The sequence below is a fragment of the Mycobacterium sp. E802 genome (assembly GCF_001666875.1).
Lineage (GTDB): Bacteria > Actinomycetota > Actinomycetes > Mycobacteriales > Mycobacteriaceae > Mycobacterium.
The window spans coordinates 1-21725 of the sequence record NZ_LZJD01000151.1; the positions used below are offsets into that span (position 1 = coordinate 1).

At 63.5% G+C, this 21725-nt stretch carries 19 protein-coding genes and 2 pseudogenes; 12 read left to right on the forward strand and 9 right to left on the reverse strand.

The annotated features are described in order from the left end of the window. The 4 genes from kdpA to A5699_RS21495 form a co-directional block, all read left to right on the forward strand. Positions 1–1042: potassium-transporting ATPase subunit KdpA (gene kdpA, locus A5699_RS21480; protein ID WP_067773602.1), on the forward strand; the 1042-nt coding region annotated here is incomplete at its 5' end. Between the two features lie 137 nt (positions 1043–1179). Then, positions 1180–2049, forward strand: a complete 870-nt coding sequence (locus A5699_RS21485) for a hypothetical protein (protein ID WP_197508355.1) — start codon at positions 1180–1182, stop codon at positions 2047–2049. Then, complete coding sequence (locus A5699_RS21490; RefSeq protein WP_067773608.1) at positions 2046–2768, forward strand: hypothetical protein; 723 nt, start codon at positions 2046–2048, stop codon at positions 2766–2768. Before A5699_RS21485 ends, A5699_RS21490 begins: the two co-directional genes overlap by 4 nt. Before the next feature lie 227 nt (positions 2769–2995). Next, positions 2996–3604, forward strand: a complete 609-nt coding sequence (locus A5699_RS21495; RefSeq protein WP_231965793.1) for a LysA protein — start codon at positions 2996–2998, stop codon at positions 3602–3604. Here the strand turns inward: A5699_RS21495 and A5699_RS21500 are convergent. Continuing rightward, positions 3601–3969, reverse strand: a complete 369-nt coding sequence (locus A5699_RS21500; protein WP_231965794.1) for a nitroreductase family deazaflavin-dependent oxidoreductase — start codon at positions 3967–3969, stop codon at positions 3601–3603. The two genes, A5699_RS21495 and A5699_RS21500, sit on opposite strands and share 4 nt — an antisense overlap. A gap of 348 nt (positions 3970–4317) precedes the next feature. On the opposite strand from A5699_RS21500, the pseudogene A5699_RS21505 reads away from it, so the two are divergent. Next, positions 4318–4998, forward strand: a pseudogene (locus A5699_RS21505) (site-specific integrase); the annotation flags it as partial. On the opposite strand, the gene A5699_RS21510 reads toward A5699_RS21505, so the two are convergent. Together A5699_RS21510 and A5699_RS28755 are read right to left on the reverse strand one after the other, a co-directional pair. Beyond that, positions 4999–5523: a hypothetical protein gene (locus A5699_RS21510; protein ID WP_157561381.1), complete on the reverse strand. Its 525-nt coding sequence runs from the start codon at positions 5521–5523 to the stop codon at positions 4999–5001. A gap of 77 nt (positions 5524–5600) precedes the next feature. Then, the gene (locus A5699_RS28755) at positions 5601–6248 is read right to left on the reverse strand and encodes a DUF4145 domain-containing protein (RefSeq protein ID WP_082957817.1); all 648 of its coding nucleotides are present in this window, start codon (positions 6246–6248) and stop codon (positions 5601–5603) included. Positions 6249–7133: 885 nt separating this feature from the next. Between A5699_RS28755 and A5699_RS21520 the strand changes: the two genes are divergently transcribed. Continuing rightward, entirely contained in the window at positions 7134–8525 is a 1392-nt protein-coding gene (locus A5699_RS21520) for a hypothetical protein (RefSeq protein ID WP_013470983.1), read from the forward strand. 457 nt (positions 8526–8982) lie between these two features. Here A5699_RS21520 and A5699_RS21525 read toward each other — a convergent pair whose 3' ends face one another. After that, a complete protein-coding gene (locus A5699_RS21525) occupies positions 8983–9429 on the reverse strand; it encodes a hypothetical protein (RefSeq protein ID WP_013470984.1) in 447 nt (148 codons plus the stop codon). Between the two features lie 214 nt (positions 9430–9643). On the opposite strand from A5699_RS21525, the gene A5699_RS30020 reads away from it, so the two are divergent. The 3 genes from A5699_RS30020 to A5699_RS21540 all read left to right on the forward strand — a co-directional run bounded on the left by A5699_RS30020 (position 9644) and on the right by A5699_RS21540 (position 11825). Continuing rightward, positions 9644–9811: a hypothetical protein gene (locus tag A5699_RS30020; RefSeq protein ID WP_231965796.1), complete on the forward strand. Its 168-nt coding sequence runs from the start codon at positions 9644–9646 to the stop codon at positions 9809–9811. A gap of 95 nt (positions 9812–9906) precedes the next feature. After that, on the forward strand, positions 9907–11007 hold the full coding sequence (locus A5699_RS21535) for a HigA family addiction module antitoxin (RefSeq protein WP_013470986.1): 1101 nt from the start codon (positions 9907–9909) through the stop codon (positions 11005–11007). Between the two features lie 107 nt (positions 11008–11114). Then, entirely contained in the window at positions 11115–11825 is a 711-nt protein-coding gene (locus A5699_RS21540; RefSeq protein WP_067773623.1) for a hypothetical protein, read from the forward strand. A gap of 238 nt (positions 11826–12063) precedes the next feature. On the opposite strand, the gene A5699_RS21545 is transcribed toward A5699_RS21540, so the two are convergent. Beyond that, positions 12064–15189 carry an RND family transporter gene (locus tag A5699_RS21545; RefSeq protein ID WP_067773626.1) on the reverse strand — a complete coding sequence of 1042 codons (3126 nt, stop codon included), beginning with the start codon at positions 15187–15189 and terminating at the stop codon, positions 12064–12066. Positions 15190–15462: 273 nt separating this feature from the next. Continuing rightward, a complete protein-coding gene (locus tag A5699_RS21550) occupies positions 15463–16104 on the reverse strand; it encodes a TetR/AcrR family transcriptional regulator (protein WP_067773629.1) in 642 nt (213 codons plus the stop codon). 104 nt (positions 16105–16208) lie between these two features. Here A5699_RS21550 and A5699_RS21555 point away from each other — a divergent pair, with 104 nt between their 5' ends. Further along, on the forward strand, positions 16209–17078 hold the full coding sequence (locus A5699_RS21555; RefSeq protein ID WP_067773633.1) for a metal-dependent hydrolase: 870 nt from the start codon (positions 16209–16211) through the stop codon (positions 17076–17078). Between the two features lie 131 nt (positions 17079–17209). Here A5699_RS21555 and A5699_RS21560 read toward each other — a convergent pair whose 3' ends face one another. From A5699_RS21560 to A5699_RS21570, 3 genes are all read right to left on the reverse strand, one after another. After that, complete coding sequence (locus tag A5699_RS21560; RefSeq protein ID WP_067773636.1) at positions 17210–18100, reverse strand: alpha/beta fold hydrolase; 891 nt, start codon at positions 18098–18100, stop codon at positions 17210–17212. 58 nt (positions 18101–18158) lie between these two features. Beyond that, the gene (locus A5699_RS21565) at positions 18159–18611 is read right to left on the reverse strand and encodes a PaaI family thioesterase (RefSeq protein ID WP_082957820.1); all 453 of its coding nucleotides are present in this window, start codon (positions 18609–18611) and stop codon (positions 18159–18161) included. Between the two features lie 182 nt (positions 18612–18793). Continuing rightward, entirely contained in the window at positions 18794–19990 is a 1197-nt protein-coding gene (locus A5699_RS21570; RefSeq protein WP_067773639.1) for a cytochrome P450, read from the reverse strand. Between the two features lie 73 nt (positions 19991–20063). On the opposite strand from A5699_RS21570, the gene A5699_RS21575 reads away from it, so the two are divergent. Both A5699_RS21575 and A5699_RS21580 read left to right on the forward strand, forming a co-directional pair. Beyond that, entirely contained in the window at positions 20064–20660 is a 597-nt protein-coding gene (locus tag A5699_RS21575) for a TetR/AcrR family transcriptional regulator (RefSeq protein ID WP_067773641.1), read from the forward strand. Next, positions 20657–21707, forward strand: a pseudogene (locus A5699_RS21580) (LLM class flavin-dependent oxidoreductase). Before A5699_RS21575 ends, A5699_RS21580 begins: the two are co-directional and overlap by 4 nt. Positions 21708–21725 lie beyond the last annotated feature (18 nt).

A 21725-nucleotide genomic window follows, 5' to 3' on the forward strand; every position in this document is an offset into this window, starting at 1 on the left:
CGGCGGCACCCAGACGATCCCGGGCGGCCCCGTCGCCAGCCAGGAAGTCATCAAGCTGCTCGGCACCAACGGCGGCGGCTTCTACAACGCCAACTCGTCGCACCCGTTCGAGAACCCCGCCACCTGGACCAACTGGGTGGAGATCTTCCTGATCCTGATGATCCCGTTCTCGCTGCCGCGGACGTTCGGCCGCATGGTCGGCAGCCGGAAGCAGGGTTACGCCATCGTGGCGGCGATGTCGGTGATCGCGACGGCCAGCGTCAGCCTGATGATGCTGTTCCAGCTCCAGGCCCACGGCACCGTCCCGACCGCGGTCGGCTCGGCGATGGAAGGTGTCGAGCAGCGGTTCGGTGTCGCCAACTCGGCGGTGTTCGCCGATGCGACGACGCTGACCTCGACCGGCGCGGTGGACTCGTTCCACGACTCCTACACCAGCCTCGGCGGCATGATCACCATGTTCAACATGCAGCTCGGTGAGGTGGCTCCCGGCGGCGTCGGCTCCGGCCTGTACGGCATGCTGGTGCTGGCGATCATCACGGTGTTCGTGGCCGGCCTGATGGTGGGCCGCACTCCGGAGTACCTCGGAAAGAAGATCACCCCGCGCGAGATCAAGCTCGCGGCAACGTATTTCCTCGTGACCCCGCTGATCGTGCTGACCGGCACCGCGGTGGCCATGGCGATGCCGGGGCAACGCGCGGGCATGCTCAACACGGGGCCGCACGGGCTCTCCGAGGTGCTGTACGCCTTCACCAGCTCGGCGGCCAACAACGGCAGTGGCTTTGCCGGATTCAGCGGCAACACCACCTGGTTCAACGTTGCACTGGCGATCGCGATGGTCATCGGCCGCTTCCTACCGATCATCGCGGTCCTGGCCATCGCGGGAACGTTCGCCGCGCAGCGCCCCGGCGTCGTCACCGCCGGCACGTTGCGTACTCATACACCGACATTCGTGGTGCTGACGCTGACCTCGACACTGCTCTTCATCGGTCTGGAGTACCTACCGGTGCTCGTGGTCGGGCCGATCGCCGACGCGGTGCAATGATCAAGAAAACGTCAAAGTTGGTCTGGGCGCAGTCAACAGAACGCTAAGGCGCTGGTGGCCGCATCGCGGTCCGAGGATCGTCGGGAGGCGGCCACTGGCATGAGGTCAGTGCCTCGACGAGGAAAGAACAATCGCCGGTGAATCTCTCGGAATTCCTGACGCATGCGTTGTCCGTCCCGACACTGCGCGCCCGCGCTGCCGTGCACGGAGCGGATGCGGCGCGAAGTCCGAATCCCGATTCCTCGCTTGGGGGCGGGTTGGAGGGCCTGGCGCGCTACCAGGATTACCGCAGGATATTGCGGGGCGCAGAGGTGAGATTGCCTGCCGCGCTTCTCGACAACCGCGCAGTGGCCACGTGGGTGAGGGATCAGCGGGTCGGCGTCGACGTGCGCTCCGGGACCGACCTCGCGGCCGTTGCCGCGGCCGGCCTCCCGTATTCGCGGGCGACGGTCTTCGCCGACGCATTGTCGGAATCCGAGCTGCGAGCCGTGGCCGACCAGCGATTCGGCCGTGTCGTGGCCGGAACGGTACCGCAGGTCGAGATGCTCAGGTCGGTTGGCGCGCACCGACAGGATGTGGTCATCCGGATGTCTGACGCGGGTGTGTGTGTGCATGCGGTGGTAGGCGGTGCGCCGTGCGGTTTCCGGTTCGACAGCGCTGCGTCGGATGCCGCGATTGCCGCGATCATCGACCATGACAAATTGAGACTCGTTGGGCTGCATTGTGACGTCGGTGGCTGCGATGACGACTTCATCAGTTATCCGGCCGCGATCGGTCAGATGATCGCGAAGATGACCCAGATCCGCCTCAACCATGGTGTGTTACTCGCACGGCTCGGGTTGGGTGTGGGACGGACCCTACCGCCCGCGACGCGGCGGGCGGAATTGCGCCGGCTGGCCACGGAGATCGAGGAGTCGGTCGACGACGCATGCCAGACCTTGCGATACCCGCGACCGTTGGTGGTGCTGACCACCTCCGTCGACGTCGGGCAACGGAGCGCGGCGTGACAACCTACATCGAACGGCAGGTGCTGCTGGACGAGTCGGTGACGCTGCGGCGGTGCGCGTTGTGGCGCAACGTGTTCAAGGGGTCGTCGGTGAGTTTTCCTGTGCAGCTTATGAGTTCACCACCAGTTGCGGCCTGGATGGGGCGATGCCGGGTCACGGTCGACGTCGACACTGCCGCCGAGCTCGACATGGCTCTGGCATGCGGCATTCAGCCGGCACAGCTGGTGATGCATCCGCGTGACGGAGCCGCGCTCGCCCGTGCCGCGGCGGTACGGGCGGCTCGGTTGGTCATCAGCTCCGAGGAACAGGCCACGGTCGCCGCTCGCGGCGCACAACGGATCGAGCAGGTGCTCGTAGCCGGGGGAGCCCGAAGCCGCGAAGTGATGGCCGAGGTACTGGCGCACCGGCAACTCGACGTCGTCGGATTGCACTGCGCCGCTGACCCATCCGATGATCCGCTCGGGATGGGGGCGCTGCGGTCGGCGCTCGCGGACATGGTGCTGATCCGGCGACGTTGTTCGGTGGTGCTGAGCCGGATCAGCCTGGCTGGGCTGGACGGGGGCCAGCTGTGCCTGCGGCCATGGGCCCTGCGCCAAGTCGCCGAGGCGCTCGATGAGGTGGTCCACGAGCAGTGTGCGCGCTACCGCTATCCGCGACCGGCCCTGACGGTGGCGCCGTCCTTCTCCGCGCTGCTGCCGCGAAACCTCAATGTTGCGTGAATGTTTCGCCGGATCGCATCAAGAGTCCGCAAGGATTCTGGTCGGGCCGCGGACGCGCGGGAAGACTCAAAGCAGGCGCAGGCGGCATCCGGCCGCTGCGCGGTGAAGAAGAGGTTTCGGTGACAATGTCGACAGGTTTGCGGTCAGCACCTTCATCGCTGCTGGAATGTTCAGCCGAACGGGAGGCCATGCGCCGATGTGCGACATACTGCCGCTCGCTCGATCCCGTGGAGCTGGCGCTGCCGGCCCCGGCCCTGCGAGACACCAACGTGGCCAAGTGGGTGCGCGATCACGGGACGACGGTCGCCGTGCGCGGTAGCGAAGATCTCGCGGTGGCGATCGGGGTCGGTATCCATCCGATGCGGCTGGTGGTGCACGCCGACGGGTTCAGCGGCGACGAGGTGGTGTTCTGCAGCGCCAATCTCGGGGTGGGTCGGATTGTGGCCGACACTGCCGAGCAGATCGGTCTCCTGACTTCCTGCGCCGTGCGGCACCGCCGGCAACGGGTGATCCTGGGTGCCCTAGATGCCGAGGTGGTCACTGCCGTTCTGAACGGGCCGCGGCTCGACCTGGTCGGGCTGTACCGCGAGATCGGATCGGGAAAAGACTGGTTCACCGAGTACCCCGCCGCGGTCGGCGACCTGGTGGCGGCGATGGCCGACATCCGCCACCGGCACGACGTCGTGCTCACCCGGATCCTCGTCGGCGGCGGGCTGCGCCTGGGCACACGGGCCGAGGATCTGCCGGAGTTCGCCCGCGCGATCGAGATGACCTTGGACGACGCGTGCGCGACGCTGCGCTTCCCGCGGCCTGTCGTCGTGATCACGGCTGACTAGCCGCTCGGCCCCAAGGACGCGACGAACCTGGCCTTCTGATCTGTGGCGGGGATGATGCGGGGCTTGCTCAGCCGGTAGCGCCTGCCACGGTGCACCACCCCGGCGCTGCCGGCGGCTCGGACATTGCGCACCCAATCGGACGTCTCGCCATAGTTCAGCACCACAGAGACGGACTTCTCGTCGATGAAGGCCATGACCGGGGTGCGATACGGCTTGCCCGACGTGCGGCCGGTGTGCTCGATGACGGCCATGTACGGCAACCGTGAGGCCACGAGCCGCTGCAGTGGGTTGGTCACGTGCTTGTTGAACCGGGCAAGCCTCCGCATGTTCCGTGGCCCAAGTGTGATCGCGATCCGTTCAGCCACTACGGCAATGGAATTGGCGATACTGCTTGGCATATGCGACCCCCGACGCTGTGCACCCCTTGCGCACATTCAACCACCGCGGCAGACCCCCTCTGTGCACCTCTTTGGCCCCACCCCTGCTGCGCGAGCGTGCGCGTCTGCTGCCCGACACTCCGTGTCCGGGCAGCATTCCGCGCACCCTCGTGAGACGTGGGCTGGCAGTCTCCGGTCCCCAGGCCGCCAGGTACGGTGCTTACCGATCGCCCCCATAGCCCAATTGGCAGAGGCAGCGGACTTAAAATCCGGATCTCCGGTCTGATTAGAGTTGCTGTACCGCCGCCTCGAGATCCAATTTCGGATCTAATCCGCATCTACGCTCTAGCTGTCCTGTTTGCCGCGCATACCGGAGTACGTGCCAGTGAGCTACAGGGTCTACAGGTCCAAGACATCACCCTCCCCGCCACGGTTGATAACGGTGAAGTAGCTACCGTTCGCATTTCACGCACAGCCAAGCGCAAGGGGCGGCAGTGGATCTACGGCACGCCCAAGAGTGAGGCGTCCACTGATCGCGTAGTGCCGCTAGCTCCATGGCTGGCCGACGAGCTGCGCCAGTACCTGGACACCGTCCACCCGTTTGCCGGCCAGCTGCGCGACGGTAAAGGCAAGACGCACTACATTGCCCACGCGCCGCTGTTCCCCGGTCGCGGCAACCGCTACACGTTCGATTGGGCGCACCCTGTCCACGCGGGCAACCTGTACGAGAACTACCTAGCTCCGGCCTGCCAAGCGCTGGGAATCGATAAGGCAGTAGGCGGTACGGTGCGCTTCCACGATCTGCGCCACACCTTCGCCACGATGAATCTAAGCGCGGGGGAGCACTACATGCAGGTGAGCAAGTGGCTGGGACACTCCACTTACGTACTGACGCTGAGCGTTTACGCGGACTACATCACCGAGGAGCAGGTGGTTGTGCCCAAGGTGGGGCGTGGCAGCTCTGGCAGTGCTGCGCTCCCGAGCAACGTAGTGCCATTACAGCGGAGGGCGAGGTAGTTACTTCAGGCCGTCAACGGCAGCCGTGATCGCCTGTTCAGCCGATTTGAAAAGCTCCGTTGCACGCTTCTCATCGACGGTGCCAGTTGGATTCAAACGGAGGGCCTTCCATACCTCGATCAGCTCGTCGTGAAGCTTCAGCAACGCCTTATAGGCGACTCCAAACTTGTAGATGGGCAACTTAGTAGTGGCGACCACGTACTCGTCCGAAAGTTCCCACATCGGCCCCGCCTTCATTTTGGTGATGTTCGCAATTCGCTCAGCTGGGTCGTCGAGTTTGTTCGCATGCTCAAGGGCTCGGGAGTACTTCACAGCCGCACTCCATGCGTCACTCAGTACGGCGACCTTCTCCGCTCTGCGGTTCTCCTTCCGCGTTGTGCGGGTCGTGAGCGTCACACCAAGGAAGGCAGCCACAGCGCCAAAACTCGCGATCACCGCAGCGATCACCGTTGCCGTCGGTTGCGTGAGTCCGCCAGTCTCGACAGCGGTAGGACACGTATCCGCAGCAAGCCATACGTGAGTCATGACTAAAGCGTGGACGACAAACGGAGCCTACGGGACACATTTCGGCTCAAAAGTTGCCAGCCACGTTCTGGCTCTACTCAGCTGCTGCCGTCGCTGTCCGCGTCTGTCGGGCCTGCAATCATCGCGTCCAGTTCGTATGCCAGATTGATCAGTTGTCGTGTAAACGTGGCCACATCGTTTGCCTGCGCAACCGAGACTGCGGCGAGGTCGTGGTTAGCCTCGTTTCCTACGTCTTTGATCCGTTCAACCCAGGGCCGCATACGGGTTGTAAAGACACCGCACGCTTCGAGGTGATCCAACGCTTCGACGAAGGTTGGCGCACGGCCCCTCGAATCCTTATCGGGCAGTCCGTGTTCAACCGCGACGTGGAATAGCAGCTTGCGACACATCATTACTGCTGCAGTAGTCGCGCCGACGGACAAGCAACGCCGCACTTCCTGCCAGGCCGCCAGAGCTTCGCCTGTGAGCGCTCGTGGTGTGTCGAGTGGCAGCGTCGCGGGGCTGACCCCATTGCCGTTTCTAACGATTCCACGCAAGCAGTTGGTGCAGCGAAGCCACTGGACATACTCTTCGCTTCCCGGATCCACGGTGTTGAACCCGATAACAAGCATTTGTGTCCCTCCGCAAAATGGGCAGTCGAGTCGCTCCCATGAACGAGGATCTTTGGTTTCCAAACTGCCGAACCGCCCGGCGGTAACGAACAGGTCCGAGTTCAGACTCACCATGTACTTGATGATCTCACTCGGTGCTCGCGTCTAGCTCCCTGCCAGCGCCGTGTGTTGTGCACGGGCTAGGGTTGGCGCGTGCTCAGCTCACGGACAGGTTGCGTCCACATGTGGACGTGGTGTGGACGTAGCGGGCTGACACAGCCATCCAGCGCTTGCTGGACAGCCCAGTAATAGGCTCTGAGCTGGGAAAGCCCCCATAGCCCAATTGGCAGAGGCAGCGGACTTAAAATCCTCTGAACTGGGCGTTTGTTGTGTTGGGAAGTGGCGGTAGCCGCCGGAAGAACCGTATCTAGCTGCGGATTTTGTGTTGGCTGCGTTGGCGGTCATCGAAATCGGACGAGAGCACTGCGGTACTCACTGCGGTATTTCCCTGGTCATACTTCGTGCGAGAATTTAACTAGCCGCGCGCCACTCGAGATCGGGAAAGACGTCCGCTGGACATGGACGAACTGGACTCGGAGGCTAGGAGTTCTCATGTGGCCCCGAGGATGACCGCATTCGCAACAACTCTCGGGTGACTGAGGACGGTCGAGTGGCTGCGCAGCGCGTGGAGGCTTCGCTCCTGGCACCCGGCGATGGTGTCTACGGACGAACTGACGCTTGGTTTCGCCTCCGCACCCGCATCCACAGGCGTTCACGGCGTTGTCGTCCCACCTCCCATCGCTCTGCGGTGCCTTTAGCGATCGCGCGAGCGGATTCTATTAGAGAGGTACGACCAAATCGCGCCCAACTGAGGCCGCCTGCTGCTGTCGCGCATAGTCGGCCTTTGTAGGGAACGCCAGGAAACTGTCGTGCGTTCTGTCGCACCTCTGTGCGATCCTGTATGGCTGCCCACCAGAAGGGAGCCACACACGATGTGAAAGATCGAAGAAAGGCACGCATGTGGAGGCCGACGAGCAGGAAGAGATAGAGCGAGTACGAGAGTGGATCGGCCGGCTTGAAGCCTTCGCCTCTGCACTTGACGACATCGAAGGCAACAGCGCCACTGATTTCGCCAACGACGTGCTTGAGGCAATGCAGTCCGTGGTGATGCCGCACGTGGCCCCGGCACGGGTTCCGTCAATGCTGCTGGCGTTGGAGGCCGCGAGCACGGTGACCTGGGCAACGACAACCGTGATCATGGACTGGGCGGACACACCTGACGTTCGGGATCGTTACACACGGGACACCGCGCAGCGGCTCGTGAAGGACGCGCTGGATCGCGTGCTCTCGAACTGCACGCGTTGGTTTTCCGACGGCCTACCTTCCGAGGAGGAAGTGAAGCAACGTATCTCGACCGCGGCGAAGGACATGCGAGACGCGCAGGAACTGCTTGGCAAGCGCAATGCAGAGCATGACGCGCAAGACGCAGAAGCTGCGGCAGACCCCTACGGCGCGATCCTGGTTCACCTGGACCCCAGCCGATCTGCTGATGCTCCAATCTTCGAGAAGGTGTGTTCCTTGACTGAGGACGAAGATGAGCGTTATCGCGATGCATACGAACAACTTCGGCGCATGATCGACAGCGAACTATTGCAGCACATCTCGGACGAGAGCGACCGGCTCTGCGACGTGGTGATGGCGCTGCTGACTGACCTGCGGTACAACCGGATTCCAATCTTCGATGAGGATGCTTGGGACGAACACAGGCGCAAGGTGCGGTCCGCGTTGATCTCATTTACTGCCGCGCTGTACAGCCACAGGGAGCAGACGGTCAGGACGGCCAAGAAGACCCTCAATCGCGGTCCTGAGGTCCAGGCGGTCGAGAAATTGTTTGACGAGCTGCGCAAGACGTCGTTCGAGTACGGCTGGCTGGAAGAACTGCGTGGCGCGCTGCAGCACGGCGACATCAACGCCTTTAAGTGGGGCTTCGGGGCATCGATGAACGAAGAACCGGTGGCGAACGTGTACATGAGTCGGGAGTTCATGCTCGACTTCACGCGCAACTCGTCGCAGAAGAAGTGGTTGAAGCGTCGGGAACTGGAAGACATGGATTCTGATCCGAGCGTGTTGGACATGATCAAGGCAATTCAGCCGCTCATGGGACCGCTTCAGGAGAAGCTTGACACGATTCTGTACCCGAACGTGGCGGATGATGTTGCGACCGTTCGCGAACTGTTGAGCCGCTACCCGCACCCGAACGGAGTGCATGCGCTGCAGGACGGTCCTGGCTTCACGCGTCGCAAGATGTGTCCGCCCATGAGCCCACTCGCCCCGCGCGTGCTGTCCTTCGTCGCTTCGTACGAACCTGACGACGTGGGTGCCAGTGATGCAGGTGACGGGACAGCGACCTGACAGCAGCGCGGCAGCAATCCGGCTGCCTGCGACAACGAGACAGCACCGGCTACAGTGCCCGTTCTCGGAGCCGTACCCCACCGCTGAACTGGATATTGACGGCCCTGTTGGATCGCGACGAAGCGTCGTAGAAACCCTAATCAGGCAGGGTATTCGGGCTTAGAAGTTCCTGAACTGGGCGTTTGTTGAGAATCGCTTCGCGCAGAATGCAGTATTGGCTGCGTTGGCCGGCGTCGGGGCCGAGTGAAACGACTGCGGTACCGCCTGGCTTGGCTCAGGGGTGTGTAGCCGGCGACTGCCGCGCTGCAAACGGTTCTATCCGGTACCGCAGTTTCGGTTCCATGTATCGGTTACCTCTCCCCGAACCGGACCGCTACGACGGTGAGCCACTAGGCGTCATTGAAGCCCGGGCCAGGCCGGAATCGGCGGGACAGTCGCACAGCCCGCGACTGGGTGTCTAGCTAATCGGCCTGATGTGATCACGTATGTACTCCACGCGGGCGGTGATCGCTGAATCGTGCGATTTTCGCCTCAACCGAAGCTCCCACAGCACGAACACCGGAACAACGAGTAGGACCACCGCGGCGGCGACCCAGCTGCCCGTCCGGTGCCAAGCCCACGCAGCAACCAAGGCCTCGACCGGCGTCAGCATTTGCCAAAGGTCTCTCCTCCCCGCGGCGCGTATCTGCTGCTCAGCGGACAGAAGCATGACGCGTTCTTCGACGTAGAAGGCGAGCATTCGTCGAGCCTCAGAGTCCCCCGGCAACTTCTCCAGCAGGTCGAGGTCGCGTGCGATGCCATCCCGGAGGTCTCGGCGGTCCTTGCGCGCCGCGAGGTAGGCGGCAGCGATCGTCGCGAGACCGGCGATCAGCGCCACGCTGAGAGGGACGACCCACTTCTCCATGGGGCAAGTATCTACGGTTGGGGCGCCAACCTTGGCTAAGCATGGCCGCAACACCTGACGGGGAGAATGCCTGCGCGCGCCCTCTGGGTCGTCGCCTCTGATGGGCATAATGTCTCCAGTACGTGCGTTAGACTGTAACGAGATCGGTGACATCCACTTGGAAGTGCAGTACGAACACAAGAAGCTTAAGAAGCTGTGCACAGACGAGCGGGAAATGAAGAAGAGGCGCTCTGACATCGCGGGGAAGCTGCGGCTGCGGATCAAAGCGCTGGAGACAGCGAAGTCTGTTGGCGAGCTGTCCACTCACGACCCGCTGGGGGAATGGCACCAGCTCAGCGCTGACCGGGACGGTCAGTGGGCGGGAAAGCTCAGCGGCAACTAACGCCTTGTGATTCGTCCACACGACGCAACTGAGCCGTGGAACTCGGTGACCGTAACCGTGATCGAAATCGACGACTACCACTGAGAGGAGAAGCCATGACTGCGACCAACTACGCCGTTGCTCCAGGTGAATACCTGGAGGAGTGGATAAACGAGCACGGCTTGTCTCAGCAGCGCGTCGCCGAGCAGCTGGGGTGTAGCCGCAAGCAGGTCAACGAGATCGTCAACGGGCGCGCACCGATCACTAGCGATACCGCGGTTCGCTTGGAGCGCGTCGTCGGCATCCCGGCCGACTCATGGCTCCGCTACGAAGCCGCATATCGCGCTGACCTTGCACGGATCGCCGATGAAGAGAACCTAGCGGCGCACGCAGACGAGATCGATCCGGGCGCAGTGACCTACCTTCGAAGTTTGGGCGCGACTAAGGCGACACGGAAGTCACCTGGGTCTCTGGTATCGGATTTCCTGGCCTTCCACCGCTGCGGTACTTGGGATGCCTACATTCATCTGCATGAGACCGCATCCACGGGCGACTATGCGCTCGCCGCTCTGAAGGAGTCCGGCGACGCCAAGATCGACGCGACGGTGCTATCGACGTGGTTACGCGCAGCAGAGCTCGCCGAGCCGTTTGAACGTGGGCGGCGCTACGTCTACGACCCAGACCGGCTGAGAAAGGCGCTTCCACAGCTGCGAGCTCGAGCAGCCGAACCCGGCGCCACGATGCTTCGCGACATCGCGAACATGCTTGCCGATGTCGGAGTCGTCTTCATGGTGGTCGACCCGCCCAAGAAGTTCCCGCTGCATGGCATGACGCGTTGGATCGACAAGCGAGTACCTGTGATTCAACAGACCGGGCGGTGGGGCAAAGATGGCTTCGTCATCTGGGCGTTGTTTCACGAACTCGGCCACGTGCTGAACGACCCCCGCGGAGAGATGCATCTGGAGTACAAGACGGAGAAGAAACGCAACAGCGAAGCGGAGAAATCCGCCAACAAGTTCGCGATGGACGTCTTGTTCGGCGAGACCGGGATCAAGCCGTTCGAGGGACTGACGCGCGATCGCGACATCGAGACCGTTGCGAGACAGCTAGGTGTCTCGCCAGGTGTGGCCGTTCACCAGATGCACCGACGCAGACTGCTCGATTACCGGTTCGGGAACAAACTCTGTGTCGACCTCGCTGGAACCTTCACGGCATAGATAGCGGCTTGGTGCATCGTCACCCGGGACCACGCGGGAATTCGCCCGCAAACTTGGGATGATGCGGCTGTGACTGTTGTCCTCTCGGGCCACGGTTTTGGATACGAATGAATCCACCGAAAAGCACCACCAGCACCGACGCCAACGGGCTGCGGTGGAAGCAGACCCTCGACGGCAAAATCGAGCGGGTGCTATCCACCACCGCGGTGCCCGCACCCCGCACAGCTGACAGCGTGCAACCCTATTCGCAGATTCAGACCATTACCCCGGAGGAAGCCAAAGCCCATCGATTTGGTGGGCCAGACGTTCCCGATTTCGGCGACGAGGAGAGTGGCGATTCTGCTGAGACTGAAACGGCAGCAAGGAACATCGTCAACGACTGGACTCCCGTCAAACGCATCGGCGCCCCGATCGTCGAGCCGCACCACTCCGATCCGAAATTGCTGGCGATCGAAATCGGCTACGCTCCGGACGCGCCCCAACCTTGGTACCAGTACTTCAGGGACGGGCTCCGCGCAGCCGGCATCCGCTCGAACCAGAGTCATTCGCAGGGTCCGTACCAGTCCTCGACCTTCGAAGCTGCGAGATCTGCTCTGCCGCTCGTCATCGAGGGGTTCGATGCAGCCGTCAAGTCCGCGAACGAGCGATTCGAGACGGAGCACTTAGTACGGCTCCGTGAGCGTTTAGCCAAGCTGGATGCTGCGAATGCACGGCAGGGCGAGCTCGATAATCTGGCCGAGCACTTCAGAGAACCCGGTCGGTTGCCATGGGATCAGCGCGACTTAACCCACCCGGGCGATGACGACAACCACGAGTAGCCCGTTTGAGGTGTTCGACCTGCGGGGAACTGGGTGTCGCGAGAAGATTTTCAACCGGTCCATCCCTCGCCAACCTCGCGGCTCTTGCCGCGAAACTACTACGCCGTTGTGAAGGTGTTTCCGAACTTCGTCCGTCGATAGCCGACGGATCTTACTGGCGCAGGGGTCGTATTCATTCGGAGTGAATACGCCTTCACGCTGGTCGGCATGTAGCGCCGGGCATTGCCCTGTTCGCTTCTCACCGATCCTGGACCAGCACGTGAGGTGCGTCCTTCATGCCTCCTGCGTTGGTCTGACCACGTCGCGGGGCTGTTGCTTTAGTGGGCCACCAGCTGGCTTCGCGTAGGAGTGTGGCGATGGCGGGCACGGTGAGGGTGCGCACGAGGAAGGTGTCGAGCAGCAGTCCGAAGCCGATGATGAGGCCGGCTTGGATCATGATGGCGACTGAGCCGACCATGAGGCCGAACATGCTGGCGGCGAATATCAGGCCAGCGGAGGTGATGACGGCTCCGGTGTTTGCCACGGTGCGCAGGACGCCGACGCGGATGTTGGTTCCGGATTCTTCGCGGAGCCGTGAGACGAGCAGCATGTTGTAGTCGGCGCCGACGGCGACGAGGATAATGAACGCGAGTAATGGTACGGGCCAGGCGATTTCGTGGCCCAGTCCCCATTGGAAGACCACAACGCCGATGCCGAGCGAGGCGAGGTAGTTGAGCACGACGGTGCCTAGTAGGTAGAGCGGTGCCAGGAGTGCTCGCAGCAGTAGGACCAGGATGACGCCGACGATGATTATGGTGGCGATGGCCAGTTGTGCGAAGTCGGCCCATAGGAATCGTTGGATATCGGAGTTGACGGCGGGGAAGCCGGCGACGGACACGGTGGCGTCGGCGAGTGACGTGTTGGGTCGTGCGGTGTTGGCGGTGTCGGTGATGCGGCTGGCGAGGTCCATCGCTTCAACGCTGTAGGGGTCGTAACTGCTTTCGATCATGAACCGCGCTGTTTTGCCGTCCGGTGAGAGAAATTGTTCGGCGACGTCGGTGAATTGCCGGTTCTCGAATGCGTTGGCGGGCAGGTAGAAACCGCTCGAGGAGTCGGAGTCGGCCGCTGCGCGTGAGGAGTTTTGCAGTTGGGTGGCGATCTGGCTCATGCCGGACAGCATTTCGATGTTGCTGTCGGCGAGGGTGCGGACGCCGGTGGCGAGTGCTTGGGCGCCGGAGGCGAGCTGGCCGATTCCGTCTTGCAGTCGGCGGAGGTTGGTGGCCAGGTCGGCGGGGTCACCGAGGGCTCCGAATGCCTTGTCCAGCGAGGCGACTGCGTTCTCGACGTTGGCGAGGGTGCCACCGACTGTGGCATTGGTGGCGGGATCGTAGCGGTCCCCGAGGTCGGCGATCTGGGTGAAGAATCCGCTGTCGCGCAGAGTGACCAGGATCTTCACCTGGTCGCGGATTTGGGCGCATTGCGGGGTGGTGGCACACCACGGTGAGGTGTTGAGGGCGCCGACGAGTGGGTCGAGCTGGGTGATTGCGTTTTGGGCTTGGTTGGCCAGCGGTCGTAGTCCTGGGCCGGATTGGATGGCTTGGTCGACGGCGGGGGCAGTGGCGGAAAGTTGTTGGAGCAGTGGCCGGAATTGGTTGACCTGAGTTCCTGCGGATTGGGCTTGGGTGAGGATTCCGGCCAGTGGTGTGAGGGCGGTGCGCACGGTGCTGTCGAGTTGGGCGAGGCCGTCGGCGAGCTGGTCGGCGCCGCCGGTGAGTTTGGCGAGGTCGTCTTTGCGTGAGTTGCCCTCGGCGACCGCGCCGGCCATTTTGTCGCCGATCTGGCCGTTCTGCCAGGCTAGTTCTGCTTGGTCGAGGCGCTCTCCGGTGGGGCGGGTGACTCCGGAAACCTTGGTGACGCCGGGGATCTGGGAGACGCGGGAGGCCATCTCGTCGAGATCGGCCAGTCCTTTCCCGGTCCGCATGTCGGTCGGGTTTTCCACGACGAGGAATTCGCTGATGACGACGTCTTTGCGGAAGTGGCGGTCCAGCAGGTGGTAGCCCTGGTTGCTGGCCGTGGTGTCTGGTTGTCCCTTGCGGTCGTCGTAGCTGATTTTGATGGTTGCAGCGGCTGCCGATAGGGCGAGCAGGATGACCAGGCTGACGATCAGTAGTGGCACGGGACGGCGGACCACGGCGACGGCGACGCTGTTCCAGTAGCGGCGGGTGCGATCGGGTTTGGGTTCACCGATGCCGCGTTTGGCGGCTAGCGACAGCACCGGTGGCAGCAGGGTGACGGTGGCCAGAAATCCGAACAGGACGGCGATGGCACACGCGGGGCCCAGGGCGGCGAAGACGCTGAGCCGTGCGAAGACCATGGCCAGGAACGCGAGTGCGACGGTGGCGGCGGAGGCGAGGATGACGCGCCCGATGCTGGCGGTGGCGTGGATGATGGCCTGATCGGCGGGTACTTGGGCGCGGCGCTGTTCGTGGTATCGGCTGATCAGGAACACGGTGTAGTCGGTTCCGGCGCCGAGCAGGATCGCCGTCATGAAGGCGACGGTGAACTGGGAGACCGGCATGCCCAACTCGCCGAGGACGGACAGCACGCCGCGCCCAACTGCCAGGCTCAATCCGATTACCAGCAGCGGCAACAGCGCGGTGAACACCGACCGGTAGACGATCAGCAGGATCAGGGCGATCACGCCGGCGGTAGCGATTGAGATCAGCAGCAGGTCGTGCTCGGCGGAGGCGATCATGTCGCTGAAGGTCGCCGGTGGTCCCGTCACTTGGACGGTCGTGGCCGATCCGGTGAACACCTCCGCGGCGATGTCGCGCACCACGTTGACCGATTCGGCGGCCGTGGGGTCTCCGAGGGTGCCGGCGACGCCGACGGGCAGGTACCAGGCTTTGCGGTCGGCGCTGACTGCCTGGGCTTCGGTAATCGGATCGGACAGTAGGTCCTGCACCAGCAGGACGTGGTTGCCTTCGGCCTGCAACCGGCGCACGAGTTCGCTGTAGCCCTGCCGGGCAGTCGGAGTCAAGCCATTGGGGTCTTCCATGGCGACGAACACCACGGTTTTCGAGCCTTCTTCGCCGAAAGCGGCGCTCATGCGGTCAACCGTCTGCAAGGACGGCGCATCGCGAGGAATGAGGTCCACCGACTGTTGGCGCACCACGGTTTCCAGCTGGGGGAACAGCAGCGCAAGGACCACCGCGGCGCCTAGCCATGCCCCGATGACCAGCGCTTTGTGCCGGAGGGTGAATCGGGCTAGCGCTGCCAACCGTTCGCTGTACTCGCGGGTGTCGGCCGGGTCGGGGGAGGATCCGTTGGCCCGCCGGCCACGGCGCGTGGCCTGGCTTGGGGAATCTGCAGTGCCGTCGGCCACTGGACCTCCACTGGTAGCGAATCGTATCGATACTGTCGGTATCGCTACGCTACCGCATGTAGTGCAAGTTGGTGCGGCCGCTATTCAGTCGGGCCCCGGCCGCCGGTCACAGTCGGCAGAGGAATCGTCGAAACTCAGTTGGCTTCTATAGCCAGGCCGACGTTGTTCAGTCGACGACACTGGCCTTGGCTGCCGTTCAGGGTCTTGCTGTTGCTGGCCCAGGCGTTGGCATCGAGGCACGCACGGCCACATCGTGTAGCGGGCCGCGGGCCGCTACCTGTGGGGTCGGGCTTCGGTCGTGGCCGACTGGCCCGTGTTCTGCAGCAGCACGTAATTGCCGAGGCTGCCCAGGAAACCTGCGCAGTGCTGAACGAGTTCATCGGTGGTGAACTCCAGTTCTCCGTCGAGTCGGCGGCGCAAGACTTCGAATAGCCCTCCCACGCCCAAGGTCGAAGCCAAATGGGCAACCCCCACGGCGGAGTCGGCGATGTCGAGGTGGAGTCTGGCCTCGCGCAAGACGAGGTCGGTGAAACCGGCCATCAGTTCGCTGCGTAGCTCCCGGAGCAGCGGCTCGGTTGCAGATTCCACGAACAGGATCCGACCCAGCCGAGGGTCGTCGTCGATCATGCTGACCAGCCTGCGGATCGGCGCGTACGCCAGCACCTCCGGTGGCTCACCGGCATCGGGGATCGCGTCGACTATCACCTCCTGGAAGGTGGCATAGAGCTGCTGGTAGACAGCTCGCAGGAGTGCGTCTCGGCCGGAGAAGTGCTGGTAGAAGTAGCGTGACGTGACACCCGATTCAGCGCAGATGGCAGTCACAGTGGCGGCGGCAACGCCGCGCGTGCCGATCAACTCCGTTGCGGCCTCGATGAGACGGGTGCGCCGGTTCCGGTGACGCTCCTCGGCGGACATCCCGCTATACACCCGCGCCGAAACCACATGGATAGCTTGCCATCTAATTCTGACAAGGCTTAGAGTCAGATTGCCAGCGTGCCCTTGACGAACGGGAGAACAACATGAGCGACGATTCGTCCACACGGCCCACCACGCGGGTCGTCCCGAAGCCCCGCCGTGTTCGATTCGACATGCCTGCCGGGTCCAGACGGCAGCACTTCGTCGATGGCGACTTGGTGATGAGCCATTTTGTGTCCACCTTGTCGGCCACGTTCCCCGAAGGCGAAGACTTCTTCATCCGGTCAGTCCGCGAGTACGGGGAACACGTCAGCGACGCCGACCTCAGGGAGGCGGTCAAGGGATTCATTGCACAAGAGGCCACCCACCGACACCAGCATCGGCTGCTCAACGATCGGCTCCAAGCGATGGGCTATCCCACCGAGGGTATCGATCGGCATATCAAGAAGTTGGTTGGCCGACTCGAGAAGCGTTTTTCTCCCACGATGCGCCTGGCTGTGACGGCCGCCCTCGAGCACTACACGGCGACATTCGCCGAGATCATTCTCACCAGCGACGAAGCTCAAGAATTGATCGGCGACACCGAAGTGCGGCCTATTCTGCTCTGGCACGCACTGGAAGAGTGCGAGCACAAGGCCGTCGCTTTCGATGTGTACGAGACGGTCGGTGGAAGCGAACGCACCAGGGTCTGGGGGATGCGGATCGCCAGTCTCCTCTTGTTCAGCGAGTTGGTCATCCAGACCACCCGCTCTCTGGCCGGTGACCGTGCCGCCTACAACCCGGTGCGGTTGCTGCGCAGCCTTCGAGCCTTCCGTCATAACCCGCTATTCAGCTCAGCAGCAATTGAGCGCTTTCGTTCCTACACCCGCGCCGGATTTCATCCCGACGACTGGGACAGCGCAGAAATCCTCGAACGCTGGACCAAGGAACTCTTCGACGCCGATGGTGGCCAACAAGCGCGAAGTAACGTCTAGCTCGACCAGAGCCCGTCGCGGTCAGAGTCGGCCTTCAGCGAAGAACAATTCACGGGCTTCGCTCCGCGCGCAGTGAAGTCAAGCCCAGTTCTTGCTACTGGCCTCTCGCTGGTGCTCGATCACGTTGCGACCTACAGGAAGCTCCGGCCGAGGAACTCGGTGACGGCGGCGCCGAAGGCGTCGTTGTCGTCGCCGGCGATCATGTGTCCGGTGCCGAATACGTCGACGGTCTCGGCGTGGGGAACCAGTTGCTTGAACTCGTCGACGGTGGCTTGGGAGACCACGTCGGACAACAGGCCCCTTACGAGAAGTGTTGGGGCGCTGACCCGTCGGGCTCCGTCGATCAGCAGGTGGCTGATTGCGTCGAATTGCTCCGTTCCCGTGGTCGATTCGTCGCGGATGAAGTCGAAGTTGGAGTGAATGAATGCCGGGTCCCACCGCCAGATCCAGCGGCCGTCGTGACGCTGCCGCAGCACCTTGCGCAGGCCGTCGACGTTGGCCGGGCGCGAGCGATGGGGGTTGTACGCGGCGATCACCTCGGCGGCGTCGGAGAGGGTGCCAAAGCCATCGGGATGTGCGGCCATGAACGTCACCACGCGACGAGCGCCCTGGAATTCAAGCCGCGGGGTGACGTCGACCAGGACGACCGCCGCCCACGACGCCCCGGACGTCAACAGATGCGTGCCGAGCACGGTCATGCCCCCAAGGGATGCACCTACGACGGCAGGGGCGGTATCGGCGCTGAAGTGCTCACGCACGGCGAGGAGATCGGTCGCGAGTCGCTCGAGGTCGTACCTGCCGGCTGGGTCCCAGTCGCTGTCGCCGTGACCGCGGGTGTCGTAGGCGACGACTGTGTATCCGCATGCGTGGAGGCGACGCGCTGAAGCGCTCCACGCGTGCCGGTTCTGGCCGCCGCCGTGCAGGAGCAGCACGACGGGACGGGCGTCCCCGTGGTCGTAGCAGTCGGCGGCCAGGGTGATCCCGTCCTGGGTTCGGACCCGATGCTGCACGGCGGAGGTCATGACACCTCCCTGGCGAGATCGGAGTCCGCCCGAAGCGTGCGACCGGCTACAAGCACCTTCATTGTGCGTTGCCCGCGGCGTTCACGATCGTGACCGTGCCCTGGGCTACGCAGACGGCTTTGTCTCCGTTGCTGATGTCGATGCGCGCTACTCCACTGCGCTTGCCCAGTGACACGATGTCGGTGACGGCGACACACACCCCGCTGGACACGGGTCGCAGCAGGTTCAGCTTGAATTCGGTGGTGGCGACCCATGATCCGGCCGGAATGACGGGGTAGAACACGACTCCGAGACAGTGGTCGACCATCGCCGATAGACATCCGCCGTGCAGGGTACCGAAGGGTGTGAGCAGTTCGGCGCGGGTTTCCATCTCTGCCACCAGCCGACCGGCGGCGAGTTCGGTGTGCCGAAAGCTCAGGAACGTCGACAGTCCACCCGCCGTGTTCGCCGATCTGAGCAGCTGGTCGGCGATCTGCTCATCGAAGTGCGCGAATGTCACTGCCACCACCAAGCCCCTTTCTCCTGTCCGGTCATGGGTTCGATCACCGTTCGAGCCTGCGAATCGTTTGAGCATGTCGCCGAATGCGCCGAATCCGCCGACGTCGCCGTGCGCGGCGGAGGGCTCGACCTCGACGGCGATGGACCTGGCCGTCGCGGTGAAGCACACGACGCGTCGTCGAAAAGGGGCACGGGCTAGACCGGTGTGGTCCAAGTGATGGGCAGCGATGTGTAGCCGCGGATCGGCCCGGACCGCAGCCGCCGCGCCGATTCAAGATCGACCTCCCAGTCAGGCACCCTGTCCAACAACGCATCCAGAGCGATGCGGGCCTCCATCCGCGCCAGCGCCGCACCCAGACAGAAGTGAATGCCGCGACCGAAGGCGACCTGGTGCTCACTGGTGCGCTCGATGTCGAACACGTCCGGATCGGGGAAGGCACGCTCGTCGCGGTTGGCCGACCCGAACAACAGCAGCACCTTCTCACCTTGACGCATCGTCGTCTCGTGCAGGGTGACGTCGCAGGTCAGGGTTCGTGAAAGTCCCTGTGCAGGTGAGTCGTAACGCAGCAACTCCTCGACCGCAGGCCCCAACAGTGTTCGATCGGCGGCCAGGCGTCGGCGGGTTTGCCGATGCTGGGCCAGCACGACCGCGGAGTTCCCCAGCAGATTGGTGGTGGTCTCGTAGCCCGCGACGAGCAGCAGCGCGCAGAAGCCGAGGACTTCCTCGTCGGTCAGTCCGATCCCGTCGACTGTGGCGTTGGCCAACGCCGACATCAGGTCCTCGCGGGGGTTCTTGCGGCGGTCGGCGAGAAAGTCGGTGAAGTAGGCGTAGATCGCGGCGGCGGCGGTCAGTGCGTCGGTGGTTTGTCCGTGGTTGACGTCGACCTGGACCAGTTGGCTCGACCACACTCGGAACTGATCACGATCCGTGGCGGGAACGCCGAGCAGATCAGCGATCACCGCGGCAGGCAAGATCGCGGCGAAGTCGGTCACGAAGTCCGCTGACCCCGACCCCTCGTCGAGCCGCTCGAACAACTCCGCGGCCATCTGTGTGATGGCGCCCTGCAGGCCGGCCACCCGCCGGGGAGTGAACGCCCGGCTCACCAGGGCACGCAACTGGTCGTGGCGCGGAGGGTCCATCACGATCATCATCGGCAGGAACGAGCCGATGAAGTCCGATCCCGGCGGGGTGGGGAAGATGCCGTCCACCGAGGAGTACGTGCCGTGATCCAGTGCTGCGGCCTGGACGTCGGCGTGCCGGCTCAACACCCAGGTATGGGATTCCTCGGCGCGGTACACCGGAGCCGCGTCACGCAATAACCGATACGTCGGATAGGGGTCGTTGAGGATCGTGGCGTCGAACGGGTCGTAACGAATCTGCACCGAGACCACAAGACCTCCTACCATCAAAGTAACGACGGTTTAGACTGGCAGTCTAAACCGGCCGAACGGGACAGGTGGGGCAATGCGCAAGATTCCACGTCAGATCTCTGACCGGCTTCCCGCCGCGGCGGACTTGTTCGCCGAGAAGGGGCTCAACGACTCCAAGATCGAAGACGTCGCCGCGGTGACCGGTGTGCCGAAAGCGACGCTGTACTACTACTTCGCCGGCAAAGAGGACATCCTTGCCTTCCTGCTCGAAGACCTCCTCAAGGACATCTCCGATGCCGTGACCACGATCGTGAACACCGACGGCACCGGTGCCGAACGCCTCGAACTCGTCATCCGCGCACAACTGCGGGCAATGGCGCAGCGGCCAGCGGTATGCCGTGCACTCATCGGCGAACTGGGACGAGCGGCCCGCATGCCGGCCATCGCCGAGATGATCAATACCGCCTACCAACAACCCGTCGAAACTCTGCTCGTCGAAGGGGCCCGCGACGGATCCCTCGTCGCTCAGCCCGATGCACGATCGACGTCCATTGCGCTGTTCGGCGCGGTCACCATCAATGCACTCATGTACCTGGTCACCGGTAACCACCTCGACGAGACGGTGGTCGCCGGCACCCTCAGCGCCGTCATGTTCGACGGCCTGCGCCCGCGCACAGGAGACCAGTCATGAGCACCTACGGCCTGTCGGTTCTCGGCGCGGATTTGAAGTCACTGGCCCAGACCGCCCAGGCCGCCGATGCGGCCGGGTTCGACGCCGTATGGGCCTCGGTAGTTCTACTCCCGGTCCGGATCGATCTCCATGGCCGCGATGGCCAACAGCACACAGAACTGCCGGATCGGTTCCTCCATTCTCTACGCCGTCGGCCGAAGCCCCCTGGTGCTGGCCACCGAGGCACGCGATCTCGACGAACTCTCCAACCGACGACTGGTACTCGGCATCGGCAACGGCACCAAACGGATGATGAGCGACTGGCACGGCGTGCCCGACACCTCCGCACCCGCCCTGCGGATGGAAGAACTGGTGATGCTGCTGCGCCGGATATGGAACCTGCATGAAGGCCCGATCCATCACGAGGGCCGTTTCTACAGAATGAATCTCACCCCGACCGGCGACGTGGGACCCTCCAGCCGGCCGATCCCGATCGTCACTGCCGGTGTCCGGCCCCGGATGTGCGAGGCGGCCGGGCGGGTGGCCGACGGCCTGGCCGGACATCCCCTGTTCACCACCACCTACGTCGAGGAGATCGTCCGGCCCGCTATCGCCCGGGGTGCCGCGCACACCGGCCGCGACCCCAATGACGTGGAAATCATTTCCATGGTGATGTGCGCCATCCACGACGACGCCGAGGTTGCCAGGCGCGAACTGGCGCAGCAGATTGCGTTCTACTCCTCGGTCAAATCCTACGAGACGGTACTCGATGTGAATTGATTCGCCAGCGAAGGCCGAACCATCCGGGAAGCATTCGCCCAGCGCGATTTCCCGGCGATGTTCGCCGCGGTGTCCGACGAGATGATCGACACCATGGGCGTCGCCGGGACGGCACACGAAGTCCGTGAACAACTGAGACGCTACGACGGCGTCCTCGACCACATCATGCTGTATTCACCGTCGGTCGGCATCGCTGCGGAACGCGTGCAGCAAAACGTCGACAGCATCATCGGGGAATGCTCGCCCGCCTCGATGTCGCGAGGGCGGTCCGGTCCACGTTCAACCTGATCCACGCATTGCCGCCCA

What these genes read in the sequence shown, in the direction of transcription:
- A5699_RS21510 (WP_157561381.1), bottom strand. Translation starts at nt 5,523, where the DNA reads ATGACTCACGTATGGCTTGCTGCGGATACGTGTCCTACCGCTGTCGAG.
- A5699_RS28755 (WP_082957817.1), bottom strand. Translation starts at nt 6,248, where the DNA reads ATGGTGAGTCTGAACTCGGACCTGTTCGTTACCGCCGGGCGGTTCGGC.
- A5699_RS21525 (WP_013470984.1), bottom strand. Translation starts at nt 9,429, where the DNA reads ATGGAGAAGTGGGTCGTCCCTCTCAGCGTGGCGCTGATCGCCGGTCTC.
- A5699_RS30020 (WP_231965796.1), top strand. Translation starts at nt 9,644, where the DNA reads ATGAAGAAGAGGCGCTCTGACATCGCGGGGAAGCTGCGGCTGCGGATC.
- A5699_RS21535 (WP_013470986.1), top strand. Translation starts at nt 9,907, where the DNA reads ATGACTGCGACCAACTACGCCGTTGCTCCAGGTGAATACCTGGAGGAG.
- A5699_RS21540 (WP_067773623.1), top strand. Translation starts at nt 11,115, where the DNA reads ATGAATCCACCGAAAAGCACCACCAGCACCGACGCCAACGGGCTGCGG.
- A5699_RS21550 (WP_067773629.1), bottom strand. Translation starts at nt 16,104, where the DNA reads ATGTCCGCCGAGGAGCGTCACCGGAACCGGCGCACCCGTCTCATCGAG.
- A5699_RS21555 (WP_067773633.1), top strand. Translation starts at nt 16,209, where the DNA reads ATGAGCGACGATTCGTCCACACGGCCCACCACGCGGGTCGTCCCGAAG.
- A5699_RS21560 (WP_067773636.1), bottom strand. Translation starts at nt 18,100, where the DNA reads ATGACCTCCGCCGTGCAGCATCGGGTCCGAACCCAGGACGGGATCACC.
- A5699_RS21575 (WP_067773641.1), top strand. Translation starts at nt 20,064, where the DNA reads ATGCGCAAGATTCCACGTCAGATCTCTGACCGGCTTCCCGCCGCGGCG.